Genomic DNA, 16,548 nt, shown 5'->3' with positions numbered 1-16,548 from the left:
CGCCCGCCGCCGGTTCGCTCACCTCAGCGGCAGCGCATAGACCAGCCCGCCCTGGGTCCACAGCCGGTTCGGGCCGCGCGGAAGGTTCACCGGCGTAGTCGGGCCGAAATGACGGTCGTAGATCTCGCCGTAATTGCCCAGGGTACGGACCACGTTGTAGGCCCAGGCCGGATCCAGCTTCAGCGACTGGCCGAGCTCCGGCGTCACGCCCAGCAGGCGCCGCGTGTTCGGGTTCACGCTGGTGCGGCGCATCTCCTCGGCGTTGGCTCTCGTCACGCCCTGTTCCTCGGCCTCGATCACGGCGTAGGTGTACCAGCGCACCAGGTCGAACCACTCATCGTCGCCGCGGCGGAGATAGGCGCCGTAGGGTTCCTTGGAGAATCGCTCCTCCAGAATGGTCCAGTCCGACGGGCGCGGCATGGAAGACCGGACGCCCGCAAGCTGGGATGCATCCGTGCCGAAGGCGTCGCAGCGCCCGGCTTGCAGCGCGGCCGAAGCCTGATCCGTGCGCTCGTAAAGCACCGGGCTGAAAGGGACGCTAATGGAGCGGAAGTAATCCGCCGTCACCTGCTCATTCGTGGTGCCTTGGATCAGGCAGATGGTTGCGCCGCGCATATCGGCGACCTTCGAGACGCCAAGGTTGTTGCGCACCATGAAACCGTGGCCGTCGTAGAAATATGTCACCGCATGGCGCAGGCCGAGCGTGACGTCGCGCAGCATGGTCTGGGTGGAGGTGCGGAACAGCACATCGACCTCGCCCGAGCCCAGCGCGGTGAAGCGTGTAGAGGACGACAGGGCGACAAATCGAACCTTTGTCGCGTCGTTGAAGATGGCCACCGCGACGCCGCGGCAAAGATCGGCATCCATGCCCTGCCATTCGCCACGGCTATCCGGCAGCGCGAAGCCGGCGACGCCGGTGTGGATGCCGCAGACCAGCAGCCCGCGCGCACGGATGGCATCCAGCGTCGGACCCGCGGCGGCGGGCGTCAGCTGAAGGAAAGTCGCGCAAGCGGCAACAAGCGCGGCCGAAAGGCCCCGTGCCCAAGCCATTGTTGAAGCCCCCTGATTGAATGCTGAGCCCGAATGGTCGCGCCATCTTGCCGCGGCTGTCAATCAGGCTGCTTGCACTGCCACGAGCCCGTCCCTGGCATCTGCCATGAAGGCGTTCCACCCTGTAAGCGCGGCGGGGGAGGAAGCGGGCCGGCGCAAATCCGGGCAGCGTCCGGGCAAAGAAAAACCCCGGCGGATTGCTCCGCCGGGGCCTTTGCATGGATCCTGTGGCGTTACCGCCTTGGCCTAGTGACTCGCCGCCGCGCTGGCAGTGGCGATGATCCAGGCCGCGGAACGGACGCCCGCATTGATACCATGAGACACTGGATCACCTCCTTTCGGTTGTTGACGACTAAGGATGATGATGGGGAAGCCTTGCCACTTGTGCAAGCAGAGTTTCGCCGTCAGACGCCACCCTCCCGCGCCTGCGCCCGCAGCACGTGTTTCTGAATCTTGCCCGTACTTGTCTTCGGAAGTTCCGCGAACACAACATGGCGCGGCACCTTGAAGCTGGCGAGCCGGCCCTTGCACCAGGCCATCAGTTCCTCCGCCGTCGCTGTCGCGCCCGGCTTCAGCTCGATGAACGCACAGGGCGTCTCGCCCCATTTTTCGTCCGGCCGCGCCACCACGGCCGCGACCGCAACGGCAGGGTGCTTGTACAGAGCATCCTCAACCTCGATGGACGATATATTCTCGCCGCCCGAGATGATGATGTCCTTGGAACGGTCCTTGAGCTGGATGTAGCCATCGGGGAAGGTCACGGCGAGGTCACCGGTATGGAACCAGCCGCCGGCAAAGGCCTTTTCCGTCGCCGCCGCGTCCTTCAGGTAGCCCTTCATCACGACATTGCCGCGCATCATCACCTCTCCCATCGAGGTGCCATCGGACGGGATCGGCGCCATGCTATCCGGGTCCATGACCGCAAGGCCTTCGAGAGCGATATAGCGCACGCCCTGGCGCGCCATCAGCGCTGCCTGTTCCGGGGCAGGCTTGGCATCCCAATCGTGGTTCCACTCATTCACCACGGAAGGGCCGTAGCATTCGGTCAGGCCATAGACATGGCAGACGGCGAAGCCGGCTTCCTTCATGGCTCCCAGCACGGCCTCGGGCGGTGGGGCACCCGCGGTAACGAACTGCACCTGATGCGGCAGGGGCCTCTTCTCGGATTCGGGGGTTGCCAGCAGCGTCGCCATGACGATCGGCGCGCCGCACATATGTGTCACGCCCTCATCGGCCATCAGCGCCCACATGGCGTTGCCACGCACCGCGCGCAGGCAGACATGGGTGCCTGCCTGCGCCGTGATCGACCACGGGAAGCACCAGCCATTGCAGTGGAACATCGGCAGCGTCCAAAGATAGACCGGATGCTTGCCGATGCCGGCGGACAACATGTTGCCGATAGCGAGCAGTTGCGCGCCTCGGTGATGGTAAACCACGCCTTTCGGCCGCCCCGTCGTGCCGGACGTGTAGTTCAGAGAGATCGCGTCCCACTCATCGGCGGGCAGGGTCCAGGCGAAATCCGGGCTGCCTTCAGCGACGAGTGCCTCATAGTCGATCGCACCCTCCAGGCGGTTGGCGCGGGCCGCATCGCTGGCCTCGCCGTCATCCACCTCCACCAGAAGCGGCTGCACCTTGCACTGTGTCAGTGCCATGCGGGCGAGCGGGACGAACTCCCGATCCACGACCAGCACCTTTGCCTCCCCATGGTCGAGGCAGTAGGCGATGGTCCCGGCATCCAGCCGCGTGTTCAGCGTGTTCAGCACGGCGCCCGACATCGGCACGCCGTAGTGGCACTCCAGCATTTCCGGTATGTTCGGTAGCAGCGCCGCCACCGTGTCCCCGCGCACCACGCCGCGTTTCGTCAGCGCATCGGCCAGGGCGACGCAGCGCGCGCGGAGTTCGCGGTAGTTGCGGCGGACCGCGCCGTGCGCCACGGCGGTGCGCTCGGGGAAGGTGGTGGCCGCGCGTTCCAGGAACAGCAGCGGCGTCAGCGGCTGGTGGTTGGCGGGTGTGCGGGGCAGGGCATCATAGTCGGTCGCAGCCATTCCTGGAATCCTTACGGCCTTCTCGGTGGGCCTACTGGGTGGTCTCAGCGGTCTTGCCAGATGGGGCTGCGCTTGGCGAGGAAGGCGCCTATGCCCTCCGCCGCATCGGCCGCCAGCAGATTGTCGGTCATCACCGCCGCGCAATGGGCATAGGCCTGGTCGAGCGGCAGGCCACGCTGACGATGAAAGGCGGCCTTGCCGAGCCGGACGGTATGCGCAGACCGCCCGGCGATCTGGGTGGCCAGCGCCATGGTCGCCTCCGTCAATTCTGCCGCCGGCACAACGCGGTTGACCAGGCCGATCCGCTGCGCCTCCGGCGCCGGCACCATGGCGCCGGTCAGCAGCATCTCCAGCGCCGGCTTGGCTGCCACGGCGCGGGATAGCGCCACGGCCGGGGTCGAGCAGAACAGCCCGATATCGACGCCGGGCGTACAAAATTTCGCGGATTCGCTGGCCACTGCCAGATCACAGCTTGCCACAAGCTGACAGCCGGCGGCGGTGGCGATGCCCTGCACCTCCGCGATCATCGGCTGGGGCAGGGCGACGATCGCCTGCATCACCGCAGCACAGCGTTGCATGGCGGCGGCGTAGAAGCCGCGGCCTTCATCCTCGTCATTGCGATGCGCGGTGATCTCCCGCAAGTCGTGGCCGGCGCTGAATACAGGACCGGCGGCGGCGAGCACGACGACGCGCACGGCAGGGTCCTGTGCGATCTCCTCGAGCGAATGCAGCAGCGCGCCAAGCATCGCGAAGGACAGGCTGTTCCGGCTGTCCGGGCGGTTGAGCGTCAGTCGCGCGACGCCGGACTCGGTGTCCTGCCGCAGCAGCAGGGGGGTGGTGCCTTCCGGCATGGTGAAGCTTCCTTGACTGGCCGATCCGGCGCGCAGCCTGCGCCGGGGGCAGGCTGCCGTGCAACTGCCGGGCGTGGGAGGGCCGGCGATCGCGACAACTGGCCGCGGGGCGCGGCGGGGACAGAAACCTCCACGATCCTCCGCCGCGCCAGCCTACTCAGCCGGCGCCCGCCAGGCTTCGGCCCGCCCGGGGCATGTGAGACTGCCAACAATGCCGCGGATGAGTTCACCGTCACCAGGGCGGTGCGCCAGCCCTCATCGCCAGACGAAGCTGTTGAGATTGCAGGTCTGCTGCCGCCGTCGTTCGAAGGCGCGGCCATCCATGTAGACCACCCGCATATCCACGGCGCAGGTTACGCCGGCCGGCAGGGAGACGGGGACACGCTGACCCGGTCGCATCACCTGCGTGCCCAGCCGGTCCTGCCCCCATCCCCCATCAGTAGCCAGCGAGACATAGAGCTCCCTGATCGTGGTGTTGGTGCCGTTCACGAAATTGAAGGACGGGTTCATTGCGGCTGGCTGGGATGGCGCAACCTGCGCACCGGCCCCCGCCCCACCGCCGCGGCCGCCGAAGACGATCTGGCTGATGCGGCACGCATTCACCTGCATGCGCGTGGATTCCCCGCCACCCTGGAACGTCACACGCAGGTCCAGCACGCAATCGCCGAAGGATGGGACCACCCAGACCCGTTCCCCATAGGGCAGCACGGAGGTGCCCAGGATGTCCGGTCCCCAATTGGAAACGCGCGAGGACGAGACATAGGCACGCTCAATGGTTCGTCCGGTCTCATTGACCAGCCAGAACCGATTCTGTGCCTGCGCTGAGCCGGCGGCCACGAGGCCGGCAAGCAGCGCGAACAACGCAAGGACGTGGCGACGCATCAGATTTACTCCCGTTTCCCGGTCAGGCAACGAAACGTAACCGGCGTGGGGTTCGGGCCGGATGAACAAACGTCCATTTCATGTCGGCGTGTTTCGCGCGATGTGCCGTTTGCCCGCGGATGTGGCCTGTGGGCAACGCTGCTTGGCGGGCGCGCCACGCTGTTGCGATGCATCAATGCCGTTCTGGCGAAGCACGGTGCAGGGCTGCTAGGGTCGCCGGCATGATATGGTCAGTCCCGCCCCGCCGTGCCCTCCTGCTCCTGGCCGCGCTGCTGTCCGGCTGTGCCGCGGCTGGCACGCCCGGGCCCGTAACAACCGCGGCGGCGGAAGCCGCGGAACCCGAGGGCGTCTTCGGCAACTATCTGTCCGGCCGCTTTGCGCAATCGGAAACCGATACGCGTGCCGCCGCCGATCGGTTGCTGGCAGCCCTGCGGCGAGACCCGAACCAGGGTGAATTGCTGAGCCGCGCCTTCGCAGCCGCCCTGTTGGATGGCCGGCCGGAGGCGCTGCGCCTGGCTCGCCGCCTGCCTCAGAATCAGGCAGCCGCGCTGCTGCTGGTGGGCTCCGAATCGTTGGCCGGGCGGTGGGACCGCGCGGAGCAGCGGATCCGCGCGCTGCCGCGGCAGGGGCCGGCGCAATTGCTCCAGCCCCTGCTGATTGCCTGGGTGCAGCAGGGCCGCGGCCAAACCGATGCGGCGCTGGCCACGCTGCGCCCTCTGGCCGATACCGGCCGTCTGCGCGGCATTCATTCGCTGCACATGGCATTGATCGCCGACCTCGCCGGCCGGCCGCGGGAGGCGGAGCGGGCGATCCGCGTGGCACTAGCGGAAACGCCCGATCCCTCGCTGCGCCTTTTACAGATCGCCGCAGCCATCTTCGCCCGCAGCGGGCGGGAGGGTGAGGCGATGGCGCTGGTCGATGGGCTGGCGCGGGCGCTTGGCGACTATGCGCTCGCGGCCAGCAGTCCGGCGCAGCGCCGCGCCCTGTTGGAGACCCGGCCGGTTTCCTCCGCCGTGGAGGGCATTTCCGAATCCTACCTGACACTCGCGGTGGCGCTGCGCCAGCAGGGCGGCGGCGATGCGGCACTGATCCTGGCCCGACTGTCGCTGCGTCTGCGTCCAGATTTCGCGCCGACCCTGTTGCTGATCGCGGAGAACTACGCCGAGGAGCGCCATCCGGACACCGCGCTTCAGGTGCTGGAGGCAGTGCCGAGCGGCGACGCGCTCGCCCCCGTCACCGCGCTGCGCCGCGCCACGCTGTTCGACCGCATGGATCGGGTGGAGGAGGCGGAGGCCGCGCTGCGTGGTCTGGCGGCGGATCTGCCGGAGCAGCCGCAACCCCTGGTTCGGCTCGGCGATCTGCTGCGGATACGCAGTCGCTTCCCCGAGGCGGTGCTGGCCTATGATGCCGCGCTTGCGCGCATCCCGACGCCGGGGGCGACGGATTGGCCGCTGTATTACGCGCGCGGCATCGCCCATGAGCGCTCCGGCAACTGGCCGCGGGCGGAGGCGGATTTCAAGCGGGCGCTGGAGCTGGCGCCGGAGCAGCCCTACGTCCTGAATTACTTGGCCTATACATGGGTGGAGCAGGGCCGGGATCTGCCGGAGGCGCGCCGCATGCTGGAACGCGCCGTGGCGCTGCGGCCGAATGACGGCAATATCGTCGACAGCCTCGGCTGGGCGTTGTTCAGGATGGGCGACATTCCTGGCGCCATCGCCGCACTGGAGCGAGCGGTGGAATTGGAACCGCGAAATTCCGTCATCAATGACCATCTTGGCGATGCCTATTGGGCCGCCGGCCGGCGACAGGAAGCCCGCTTCCAATGGCGCCGCGCGCTGGGACTTGAGCCGGAGCCAGCCGAATTGGAGAGAATCACCATCAAGTTGCGCGACGGCCTGCCCGACCCGCCGGCCACGACGGCGCAGAGCCGCGATTGAGTCCGCAGGATCCGGGCTTCGCTCCCGCGAAGGTAAACTTGTATCTGCGCGTCACCGGTCGTCGTTCGGATGGCTTTCACCTGCTGGATAGCCTCGCGGTGTTTGCAGGGGTGGGCGACCGCGTTTCTGCCGTGGAAGCCGGTCGGCTGGCCCTGGCGCTGGATGGGCCGGAGGCTGGGGCGCTGACGGCGGAACCGGATAATCTGGTGCTGCGCGCCGCCCGCGCGCTGGCGGCGGTGGCTGGGCGCCCGCCGCATGCCGCGCTGCATCTGGAGAAGCACTTGCCGGTAGCCTCCGGCATCGGGGGGGGGTCGGCGGACGCCGCGGCGGCGCTGCGCGTGCTGGCCAGGCTGTGGGGGGTGGAAACCGATCTGGACGCCATTGCGGAGACGCTGGGCGCTGATGTCCCGGTCTGCATCGCTGGCCGCCCCGCGCGGATGCGGGGGGTGGGGGGGCTGTTGTCCCCGGTGCCGCCGCTGCCGCCTTGCGGCCTGGTGCTGGCCAATCCGCGCCTGCCGCTGGCGACGCCGCAGGTATTCCGCGCCCGCCAGGCCGGCTTTTCCGCCCCCGCCACCTTCCCGGAAGGCTGGGCGGATGCCGCGGAACTGGCCGAATGGCTGCGCCCGCTGGGCAATGACCTGCAGGATGCCGCGATCGGCCTGTGCCCAGACGTGGCCGCGGTGCTGGCCGCGCTGGCGGCGCAGCCGGGCTGCCTGCTGGTGCGGATGAGTGGCTCTGGCGCCACCTGCTTCGGGCTGTTTCCCTCCCCCGTTCAGGCCGCCATGGCCGCTTCGGCGCTGCCTGCCGATTGGTGGCGTTGGGGTGGGTCGCTCAGCGCCTGAGCCAGGCCTTCAGCCGCGCTGGCGCCTGCACCACCTCCGCCTCCGCCCCGCAATAGCTGAAGCGTAGGAAGCGGTGGCCACGCTCGCGGTCGAAATCCACACCGGCAGAGGCGGCGATATCCGCGCCCGCCAGCATGCGGGCGCAGAAATCCAGGCTGTCATTGCTGAGGTGTCCGATGTCGCACCACAGATAGAAGGCGCCATCGGCCGCGGCGATGCGGTCGAAGCCCGCCTGCGGCAGGCCCGCCAGCAGCGCGGCCCGGGCACGGCGGTAGCCGTCCTTGTTGGCCTCCAACTCGGCCGTGCAGTCGAAGGCGGCCTCGGCAGCGACCTGCGCGATATGCGGCGCGCTGATGAACAGGTTCTGCGCCAGTCGCTCTACCGGCCGGCATAGATCTTCCGGCAGCAGCAGCCAGCCGATGCGCCAGCCGGTCATGCAGAAATACTTGGAGAAGCTGTTCACCACGATGGCGCTGTCGCTGAAGGCCGCCGCCGTGGCCTCGGCCACGCTGCCCCATGACAGCCCATGGTAGATCTCATCGGAGACCAGCCGCACGCCACTGGCATGGCACCAGCGGGCGATGGCAGCCAGTTCTTCGGGGGCCAGCATGGTGCCGGCCGGGTTGCAGGGGCTTGCGACGATCAGCCCGGCGGGCAGAGGGTCCAGTTTCTCCAGCATCGCCAGCGTTGGCTGGAAACGCGTGGAGGCGTCACAGGGCAGCAGCTGCGGCACCATGCCGAGGGCGGTCAGAATATTGGCGTAGGGCGGATAGAAGGGTGCGGCCATTGCGATGCTGTCGCCCACATCGAACGACGCCAGGAAGGCGAGGGGAAAGGCGCCCGAGGCCCCGACCGTCACCGCGATGCGCGCCGGTGCCACCGTCACGCCATGGCTGTCCTGGTAGTGCTGCGCGATCCGGGCGCGGAGAGAGCCGAGGCCAAAGGCCTCCGTGTAGCCCATCGGCCGCCGCGATTGCAGCGCGCGGATGGCGGCTTCCTCCGCCCCGCGCGGCGCGCCGCTGCCCGGCTGGCCGACCTCCATCCGCAGCACGCCGGGGGCGCCGGCCGGCAGGCTCGCGGCGCGCGCATTGGCCGCCGCGATCACGTCCATCACCAGGAAGGGCGGCGCTTCCGCCCCCCGCCCGACCTTCAGCGCCACGCCCTCAGCGGTCCACCGCACCCGCGGCGAGGCCGGCGCCACGCGGGTCCGTTACTGCCTGGCAGGCGTTCGCGTCGCCAGGCAGGTAGCGCGGGCAGGACAGCAGCTGTGTGCGGCCCGGCTCCGGCGCCGAGCCCGCGGCCTGCGCCGGGGCCACCCCACCCATAACCTGGGACAGTGGCAGCGCCACAGCCATCGGCGCCGCCTGCTGGCCGCTGCCCGCGGCGGCGGCGCGGAAGGCGCGGAGATTGGGGCTGTGCACCAGCCCGGCCGAAAGCAGCGCCGGTTGCACCTGGCCGATTCCCGGCGCCGCGGCCAGCAGCACGCCGGTGCCTGGAGCGATGCGGCCGGTGCCGAACAGGTTGTTCATGGTGAAAGCGCAGGTTACGGCCATGCCGTCACGGTCGACCACGGCGAGGCCGGTGGAGGCCGGCAGGAGGCCGAGCCCGCCAGCCGGCAAATCGGCGGAGGCCAGGAGCGTCATCGGCTCCCCGCCGCGCGCACGCCATGCCGCGGCGACAGCCTCACCCCGCGCCGCTGCGCCGGGCGCGCCGGTGCCGGCCTGCAGAGCGGCGAAGGCGGCCGCCGCGGCCAGGCCGCCATCCGCCGGCGGCGGCAGGAAGGACACCACGTCATTGCCAAGCCGCGCCTGCAACGGTTGCACCACCCTGGGCACCGCCTCCCGCAGTTCGGGCACCGTCAGCATGCCTCCGGCGGCGCGGGAGGTTTCCTCCATCCGCCGCGCCAGAGCGCCCTGATAGAGGTCGCCCACGCCTGCGGTGCGCAGGGTGGCGAGTGTGCTGCCAAGGTCGACCTGCGTCATCCGCGCGCCGGGGGCCAGCGGCTGGCCGCCCGGGCCCGCGAAAGCCGCGGCGGCGCCCGGATCGGCGAATAGCGGTCCGGCGACGGCGGCCAGGTCAGCGGCAAAGGCGCGGCTGACCTCGGTGCCGAAGCGCGCGGCCTGTTCCGCCGGGACGATCAATTCCTCGAAAGACCGGCGGCCGGCACGCGCGTGCAAGGCAAACAGGCCGCGCGCCATCAGTGGCACGGCGGCCGGACGGTCGGCACCCGCCGGCACCGACGCGCGTGGGCCAGGCGGGAAGACAATCGCTTCCACCTCGTTCCGGCTCGGCACGTACAGCAGGCAGGCGCCGCCGCCGCCAAGCCCGGCGCGGGAGGGCAGGGTGACGCTCAGCGCGAAGCCCGCCGCCACCGCCGCATCCGCTGCTGACCCACCGGCCGAGAGAACATCGCGGGCAATCAGCGCGGCGCGCGGTTCCTCTGCCGCAACGCCGCCGAGAAAGCCGCGCACAAAGCCTTCCTGACCGGCCCGCAAGCCGCCCGTGCTGCTGTCCGTGGCGCCACAGGCAGCCAGGACCGGCAGCAGCGCCAGAGCGGCGAAGCGGTGTGTGGGGCGGCGCGCGTTACAAGCCTCGGGGTGGGCCGAAGACGCCGATCGCGCTAGGCTGGCCGCCATGTCGCGCCCCCTGGCCTTTTCGATCGCCGGCACCAAGCTGGTCGTCATCCTGGTCGTCCTCGCCCTTTTCGTCGCGCTGGTCGCCCCCGGATCGGCCTCGGCGCAGCAGGCCTCGCAGCGGATCGTGACCATCCGGGATGCGGAGACCGAAAACCTGGTCCGCCGCCTGTCCCACCCGCTGTTCCGCACGGCGGGCGTTGATCCCGGACTGGTTCGGATCACGCTGATCCAGAACCGCGCCATAAACGCCTTCGTCAGTACCGGCAACCGGCTGTTCATCCACACCGGGCTGATCCAGCAGGCTGGATCGGTCAAGGAACTGATCGGGGTGCTGGCGCATGAGACCGGCCACATCGCCGGCGGGCACCTGGCTCGTATGCCGGATGAGATGCGCGCGGCCATGCTGCGCTCGGTCGCGGCCATGCTGCTGGGCGGCGCCGCAGCCGTAGCCACCGGCCAATCCAGCGCGCTGGCGGCCGGGATGCTGGGTGGCCAGGCCAGCGCGATGGGGGAGTTCTACGCCTTCACCCGGGCCCAGGAACAATCGGCCGATCAGGCGGCGGTGACCTACCTTGACCGGCTGGGCTGGTCCTCCCGCGGCATGGCATCGCTGCTGGAGAAGCTGCTGGAGCAAGAACTGCTCGCCGTCGGACGGCAGGACCCGTATTTCCGCACGCATCCACTATCCCGCGACCGGCTGGAGTTTGCCCGCGAGCATATTGCCCGGTCGCGCCATGCCGATGCGCCCGTGCCGCCGGGCTTCGAGGAGGGCTTCGCCATGGTGCGGGCGAAGCTGGACGGCTTCATCGACCCGCCAGCGATGACCTGGCGCCGCTATCCGCCGAGCGATACCTCCAGCCCCGCCCGCTATGCCCGTGCCATCGCGCAGTTCCGCTCCGGCCGCATTCTGGAAGCCGTCGCCATGGTCGAGGCGCTGATCGCGGAGGCGCCGCGTAGCCCATGGCTGCATGAGCTCAAGGGCCAGATCCTGTTCGAGGGTCACCGCCCGGCCGAGGCGCTGGCCCCCTATGCGCAGGCCAGCGATCTGGCGCCGGATGAGCCGATGATCCGCCTGAGCCATGCCCGCGTGCTGATCGAGCTCGGCCAGCCCGCCCAACTGCACCGGGCGGTGGCGGAGTTGGAGGCGACACTGCGGACGGAACGCGACAGCCCTTTTGTCTGGCGGCAGATGGCCGTGGCGCAGGGCAGGCTGGGCAACATGCCGCAAGCCGATCTCGCCTTGGCTGAGGAGGCGCTGCTGCTGGGCGACCCACGCAGCGCCCGGACGCTCGCCACCCGCGCCGCGACCGCGCTGCCCGCCGGCCCGCAACTGCTACGGGCGCAGGACCTTCGCAACGCCGCCGCGCCCGAGAACCAACCGCCGCAACGCGGCCGATGAGGATTTACATGCGCCGATTGATCCGGGCCGCCGCCCTGCTGCTGGCAGTATCTCTGCCGGTTACCGCCTGGACCCAGGGCTTCACCCCCGCCCAGCGGGCCGAGATCGTCGAGATCTTGCGCCAGGCGCTGCGCGATGACCCGACCATCCTTCGCGACGCCATTGGTGGACTGGAGGCGGCCGAGCAGGCGGCGCGGGCCGCGGCGCAGCGGGAGGCAATCGGGGCGCAGGAGGCCGCGCTGTTCCGCGACGCGGCGGACCCGGTGAAGGGCAATCCACAAGGCGATGTGACGCTGGTCGAATTCTTCGACGCCCGCTGCGGCTACTGCAAGCAGCTGCATCCGACCATGGAGGCGCTGATCCGCCGCGATCCCAATCTGCGCGTGGTGATGAAGGATCTGCCTATCCTTGGACCAAACAGCGTCCTTGCCTCCCGTGCCCTCCTCGCGGCGCAGCGTCAGGGTGGCTACAGCCGCCTGTATGATGCGCTGATGGGGCTGCGCGGCGAGCCGACGGAGCCGGTGCTGCGCCAGCAGGCCGAGCGTGCGGGGCTTGATTGGGCCAGGCTGCGGCGGGACATGGATGATCCGGCGCTCGCCGCGCGTATCCAGGCGAACATGGCGCTGGCCCAGTCGCTCGGCATCGAGGGCACCCCCGCCCTGGTCATCGGCCGCACCCTCGTGCCCGGCGCGGTCGATCTGCCGACTCTGGAACGGCTGGTGGCGGAAGCCCGCGCGGCGCGCTAGCCGGCCGTGGGCGAACCCTTTTCCTCGTGAAAATCAGGGAAAGGGCTTTCGCCAGCCCGCCGACGTCTGCCGGCCTTGACCGCCCCGCCCCTGCGGGCAAGCGTCGCCCCGACAAGAAGATCACTCGGGGGAACAACCATGAAGACGCGCATCACCTTGGCTTTCGGGCTGCTGCTGGCCACGGGCGCCGCCTGGGCGCAGGAGAGCTACCCATCCCGCCCGGTGCAGATGATCGTGCCCTATCCGCCCGGAGGCAACACGGACCTGATGGCCCGCGCACTCCAGCCCGAACTCAGCCGGGCGCTCGGCCAGACGGTGGTGATCGTCAACCGTGGCGGTGCGGCAGGAACGATCGGCGATGCGCAGATCGCCCGCGCGGCGGCGGATGGCTACACGATCGGCATGTCGCCGAACAATCCGCTGACGGCGCAGCCACATCTGCAAAGCCTGTCCTACTCCATGGAGAGCTTCCGCTTTCTCTGCCTGGTTTACGATAACCCTCAGGTCCTGGTGGCCGGCCGCGGCGCGCCGTTCCAGGATTTCGCCGGCATGATCGCGCATGCGCGGTCGGGCAAGGAGGCCCTGGTTTATGGCTCCCCCGGCCAGGGCAGCACGCAGCATATCCTGATGGCGGCGCTGCTGAAGGCAGCCGGAGTCGATGGACTGCATGTACCCTTCACGGGCGCCGGGCCGATGGCGACCGCAGCCCTTGGCGGGCAGATCCAGGTCTTCGTCGAAAGCCCCTCCATCCCCACCAATGTCGGCCTGCCCATTCTGGGTGTCTTCGGTTCGGAACGGATGCCGGCCCTGCCGCAGGTGCCGACGGTGGCGGAACTCGGCCATCCGATCGAGGGCAGCTCTGCCGGCGGGCTCATCGGCCCCGCCGGCATGCCTGATGCCGCTGCCACGGCGCTGGAGCGCGCCTGTGCCACCGCGGTGGCCAGCGACAGCTTTCGCCAGGCGGCCGAGCGGATGAACGCCGTGCCGCGCTACCTGCCCGGCGCGGCCTTCCAGGAACGCTTTGCCGCCGAAAGCACGATGAACCGGACAGTGCTGCGCGACCTGGGCCTGGCGCAATAGGACGACATCGAATTGCGCCCGTTCCCGTGCCGTATAGAGTGACGGCAAGGGAGATATTCGCTGATGGGGTTGGAGTCCGACGCGGTCGGGATTCTGGCGCGGCTGGTGGCGTTCGATACGACCAGTGCGCGAAGCAATCTGGACCTTGTCCAGTTCGTGCAGGATGAGCTCGCCCGGTATGGCGTGGCGTCCCGCCGCGTGCCAGATGCCAGCGGGCAAAAGGCGGCGCTGCATGCGAGGATCGGCCCGGCGGTGGCAGGCGGCGTGGCGCTTTCGGCGCATGGCGATTGCGTGCCGGTGGAAGGCCAGGCCTGGGCGTCGGACCCCTTCGTGCTGCGTGAGGCCGATGGGCGGCTAACCGGGCGCGGCACCGTCGACATGAAAGGCTTCTGGGCCTGCGTCATGGCGGCGGTGCCAGGCTTCGCCGCGCGGAAGCTGGCACGGCCGATCCACCTGTGCCTGTCCTTCGACGAGGAAACCACCTTCGCCGGCGCCCCCCTGCTGGTCGACAGCCTGGTCCGGCACGCCCCGCCGCCGGCGCTGTGCATCGTCGGCGAGCCGAGCCGCATGGCCCCGGTGGTGGCCCATAAGGGCTATGCCTCCTGGGAGGTGGAGGTGACGGGACGCACCGGCCACTCCAGCCAAACGCACCGTACCGCCAATGCGCTGGAGGCGGCGGCTGAGGCGGTTGCCTTCCTGAAGGCCCAGGCCCGCCGCTTCGCCGCCGAAGGCCGCCGGGCGGAGGGGTTCGAGCCGCCCTATACGACCGTCCACACCGGGACCTTCCGCGCCGGTAGCATCCTCAACATCGTGCCGGACCTCGCCGAATTCGTCTTCGAGGCGCGCACGATCCCCGGCGACCGGGCGGCGGCGGTGCGGGATGCGTTGGCCGATTACGCCCGCGACGTGCTGCTGCCGGACCTGCAAGCCCGCGCGCCGGAGGCCGAGTTCCGAATCCGCCCGCGCTGCCTGGCTCCGCCGCTCAGCCTCGATCCGGCACATCCGCTGGTCGGACTGGCGCGGGATTGCGGGGCAGTGGGGCCTGTGGGGCGCATGCCCTTCGCGACGGAGGCGGGCGTCTTCCAGGATGCCGGTATCGCCACCTTGGTCTGCGGCCCCGGCGACGTTGCACAGGCGCATCAGCCGGAGGAGTGGATCGCGCGATCCGAGCTCGCGGCCTGCTGTGCCTTTCTCGATCGCCTCGGCGACAGGATGGCGGCGTGAAGCCTTCCTCCACTGTCCTGGCCGGCCTGCCACCACTGACCGTGCACCTGCCACGCCCGGATATCAGCCCGTGGAGGGCGGGCAATATGGGGCTGCCGGGGGTCTGGCGCTTCATGGGCGCGGAGGCCGGGCCGCATCTGGTGGTCTCCGCCGCGGTGCATGGCAATGAGATTGCGGGCGCGCTGCTGCTGGCGCGCTGGCTGCGGGATGGGCTTCGGCCACGCCGTGGCACGCTGACACTGGTCTTCGGCAATCTGGCGGCGCTGGAACGCTTCGACCCGGCCGACCCCACCGCCAGCCGCTTCGTCGATGAAGATTTGAACCGTATCTGGGCGCCAGCCTTGCTCGGCGGCAGCCGGCGGTCCGTGGAACTGGACCGGGCGCGGGCGCTGCTGCCGGTGATGGCACAGGCCGATGTGCTGCTTGACCTGCATTCCATGCTCTGGCCGTCGGACCCGCTGTTCCTGTCCGGACCAGGGGCGGCGGCGCGGGCACTAGGCCAGTCGCTGGGCACGCCGCCGCTGGTGGTGGCTGATGACGGCCACGCTGCCGGGCTGCGGCTGATCGACCACGCACGCTTCCGCGATGGCGGCACCGCGCTTTTGCTGGAGGCAGGATCGCATTGGCGGCCGGAGACGCTGGCGCAGATGGAGCACAGCGCCGCGCGGTTGCTGCGCCAGCTTGGCATGGCAACGCCGGATGCACCGCTGCCGCCGGATGTGGTGCTTCCCGCCGGGCGCCTTGCGCGGGTGACGCAGACAGTGACGGCGAGCACCAGCGGCTTCACCTTCCTGCGCGATTTCCGCGGTGGGGAGGTGGTGCCGCGCCGCAACACGCTGATCGCCCTGGATGGGGAGGCGGAGGTGCGTACCCCGCATGATGACTGCCTGCTGGTGATGCCCAGCCCGCACGCCATGCGGGGCCACACGGCGGTGCGGCTGGCGCGCTTCGAGGGCTAGGTTTCCTCGCGGCCCGTCTTGCTGTAGCCCCGCGCGGGATCGCAAAGCTTGGGGGCCACACATGGCACGTGAACTGACCGTCGCAATCGCTGGCCTCGGCGCCATCGGCCTGCATCTGGCCCGCGCATTGGATGCTGGGGTGGAGGGCCTGCGCCTGGTCGCCGTGGCGGCGCGGGACCAGGACAAGGCGCGCGCCAACCTGGCCGGCTTTCGCACCCCGCCGGCCCTGGTGAGCCTGGCGGAACTCGCCCAGGCCGATGTGGTGGTGGAGGCCGCACCGGCGGCGATCTTCGAACAGGTCGCCGTCGCCGCGATCGAGGCCGGGCGCATCTTCGTGCCGTCCTCCGTCGGTGCGCTGCTGCCGAGGATGCATCTGGTAGCGCGGGCGCGGGAGACCGGCGCGCGCATCATCGTGCCGACCGGCGCGCTGCTTGGGCTGGATGCGGTGCGGGCGGCGGCGGAAGGGGAGGTGGCGTCCGTCACCATCGAAACGCGCAAGCCGCCGCGGGGCCTGGTGGGCGCGCCCTATCTGGACCAGCACGGCATCGACGTGGCCGCGATCACCACACCGACGCTGATTTTCGAGGGCAACGCCTTCGACGCCGCCCAGGGCTTTCCGGCCAACGTCAACGTGGCCGCCGCGCTGGCGCTGGCCGGCATCGGGCCGGAACGCACCACGGTGAAGATCTGGGCGGACACGACGGTGACGCGCAACACCCATACCATCAAGGTGGAGGCGGCCAGCGCGCGGCTGACGATGACCATCGAGAATGTGCCGAGCGAGGAGAACCCCCGCACCGGCAAGATCACCCCGCTGTCGATCCTGGCCTGCCTGCGCGGGCTGACCAGCACGCTGAAGGTCGGCAGCTGAGGGGGCATCCCGACCTGCGGCTATCC

Annotated in this window: 14 protein-coding genes; 8 read left to right on the top strand and 6 right to left on the bottom strand. The window is 69.8% G+C overall.

All coding sequences use genetic code 11. The annotated features are described in order from the left end of the window. Positions 1-18: 18 nt before the first annotated feature. The 4 genes from Q8S40_RS04215 to Q8S40_RS04200 all read right to left on the bottom strand — a co-directional run bounded on the left by Q8S40_RS04215 (position 19) and on the right by Q8S40_RS04200 (position 4,897). Positions 19-1,113, bottom strand: a complete 1,095-nt coding sequence (locus Q8S40_RS04215) for an amino acid ABC transporter substrate-binding protein (protein WP_305669403.1) — start codon at positions 1,111-1,113, stop codon at positions 19-21. Positions 1,114-1,454: 341 nt separating this feature from the next. After that, positions 1,455-3,095 carry an acyl-CoA synthetase gene (locus Q8S40_RS04210; RefSeq protein WP_305669402.1) on the bottom strand — a complete coding sequence of 547 codons (1,641 nt, stop codon included), beginning with the start codon at positions 3,093-3,095 and terminating at the stop codon, positions 1,455-1,457. A gap of 44 nt (positions 3,096-3,139) precedes the next feature. Continuing rightward, on the bottom strand, positions 3,140-3,946 hold the full coding sequence (locus Q8S40_RS04205) for an enoyl-CoA hydratase (protein WP_305669401.1): 807 nt from the start codon (positions 3,944-3,946) through the stop codon (positions 3,140-3,142). Between the two features lie 255 nt (positions 3,947-4,201). Next, positions 4,202-4,897: a Tat pathway signal protein gene (locus tag Q8S40_RS04200; RefSeq protein ID WP_305669400.1), complete on the bottom strand. Its 696-nt coding sequence runs from the start codon at positions 4,895-4,897 to the stop codon at positions 4,202-4,204. Between the two features lie 152 nt (positions 4,898-5,049). Here Q8S40_RS04200 and Q8S40_RS04195 point away from each other — a divergent pair, with 152 nt between their 5' ends. Then, the gene (locus Q8S40_RS04195) at positions 5,050-6,765 is read left to right on the top strand and encodes a tetratricopeptide repeat protein (RefSeq protein ID WP_305669399.1); all 1,716 of its coding nucleotides are present in this window, start codon (positions 5,050-5,052) and stop codon (positions 6,763-6,765) included. Continuing rightward, the gene (locus tag Q8S40_RS04190; protein ID WP_305669398.1) at positions 6,762-7,607 is read left to right on the top strand and encodes a 4-(cytidine 5'-diphospho)-2-C-methyl-D-erythritol kinase; all 846 of its coding nucleotides are present in this window, start codon (positions 6,762-6,764) and stop codon (positions 7,605-7,607) included. Before Q8S40_RS04195 ends, Q8S40_RS04190 begins: the two co-directional genes overlap by 4 nt. On the opposite strand, the gene Q8S40_RS04185 is transcribed toward Q8S40_RS04190, so the two are convergent. Both Q8S40_RS04185 and Q8S40_RS04180 read right to left on the bottom strand, forming a co-directional pair. Then, positions 7,597-8,766 carry a pyridoxal phosphate-dependent aminotransferase gene (locus Q8S40_RS04185; RefSeq protein WP_305669397.1) on the bottom strand — a complete coding sequence of 390 codons (1,170 nt, stop codon included), beginning with the start codon at positions 8,764-8,766 and terminating at the stop codon, positions 7,597-7,599. The two genes, Q8S40_RS04190 and Q8S40_RS04185, sit on opposite strands and share 11 nt — an antisense overlap. Before the next feature lie 4 nt (positions 8,767-8,770). After that, entirely contained in the window at positions 8,771-10,291 is a 1,521-nt protein-coding gene (locus Q8S40_RS04180; protein ID WP_305669396.1) for a gamma-glutamyltransferase, read from the bottom strand. On the opposite strand from Q8S40_RS04180, the gene Q8S40_RS04175 reads away from it, so the two are divergent. The 6 genes from Q8S40_RS04175 (at position 10,242) to Q8S40_RS04150 (ending at position 16,522) form a co-directional block, all read left to right on the top strand. Further along, positions 10,242-11,642 (top strand): M48 family metalloprotease, encoded by a 1,401-nt coding sequence (locus Q8S40_RS04175; RefSeq protein WP_305669395.1) that lies wholly within the window; start codon positions 10,242-10,244, stop codon positions 11,640-11,642. The two genes, Q8S40_RS04180 and Q8S40_RS04175, sit on opposite strands and share 50 nt — an antisense overlap. An 8-nt stretch (positions 11,643-11,650) precedes the next feature. Then, positions 11,651-12,388, top strand: coding sequence for a DsbA family protein (locus tag Q8S40_RS04170; protein WP_304808957.1), 738 nt, complete (start codon positions 11,651-11,653; stop codon positions 12,386-12,388). A 138-nt stretch (positions 12,389-12,526) separates the two neighbouring features. Continuing rightward, positions 12,527-13,468, top strand: coding sequence for a tripartite tricarboxylate transporter substrate binding protein (locus Q8S40_RS04165; RefSeq protein WP_305669394.1), 942 nt, complete (start codon positions 12,527-12,529; stop codon positions 13,466-13,468). 63 nt (positions 13,469-13,531) lie between these two features. Further along, positions 13,532-14,692: an acetylornithine deacetylase gene (gene argE, locus Q8S40_RS04160; RefSeq protein WP_304808954.1), complete on the top strand. Its 1,161-nt coding sequence runs from the start codon at positions 13,532-13,534 to the stop codon at positions 14,690-14,692. After that, positions 14,689-15,651 (top strand): succinylglutamate desuccinylase/aspartoacylase family protein, encoded by a 963-nt coding sequence (locus Q8S40_RS04155; protein WP_304808952.1) that lies wholly within the window; start codon positions 14,689-14,691, stop codon positions 15,649-15,651. The genes argE and Q8S40_RS04155 overlap by 4 nt, the downstream gene beginning before the upstream one ends. A 61-nt stretch (positions 15,652-15,712) precedes the next feature. Then, positions 15,713-16,522, top strand: a complete 810-nt coding sequence (locus Q8S40_RS04150; RefSeq protein ID WP_304808950.1) for an aspartate dehydrogenase — start codon at positions 15,713-15,715, stop codon at positions 16,520-16,522. Positions 16,523-16,548: the final 26 nt, after the last annotated feature.

This window comes from Falsiroseomonas sp., from assembly GCF_030695085.1.
Taxonomy (GTDB): domain Bacteria; phylum Pseudomonadota; class Alphaproteobacteria; order Acetobacterales; family Acetobacteraceae; genus Falsiroseomonas.
The sequence above is the reverse complement of the archived record's forward strand: the minus strand, read 5'-3'. Positions and strand labels throughout refer to the sequence as shown.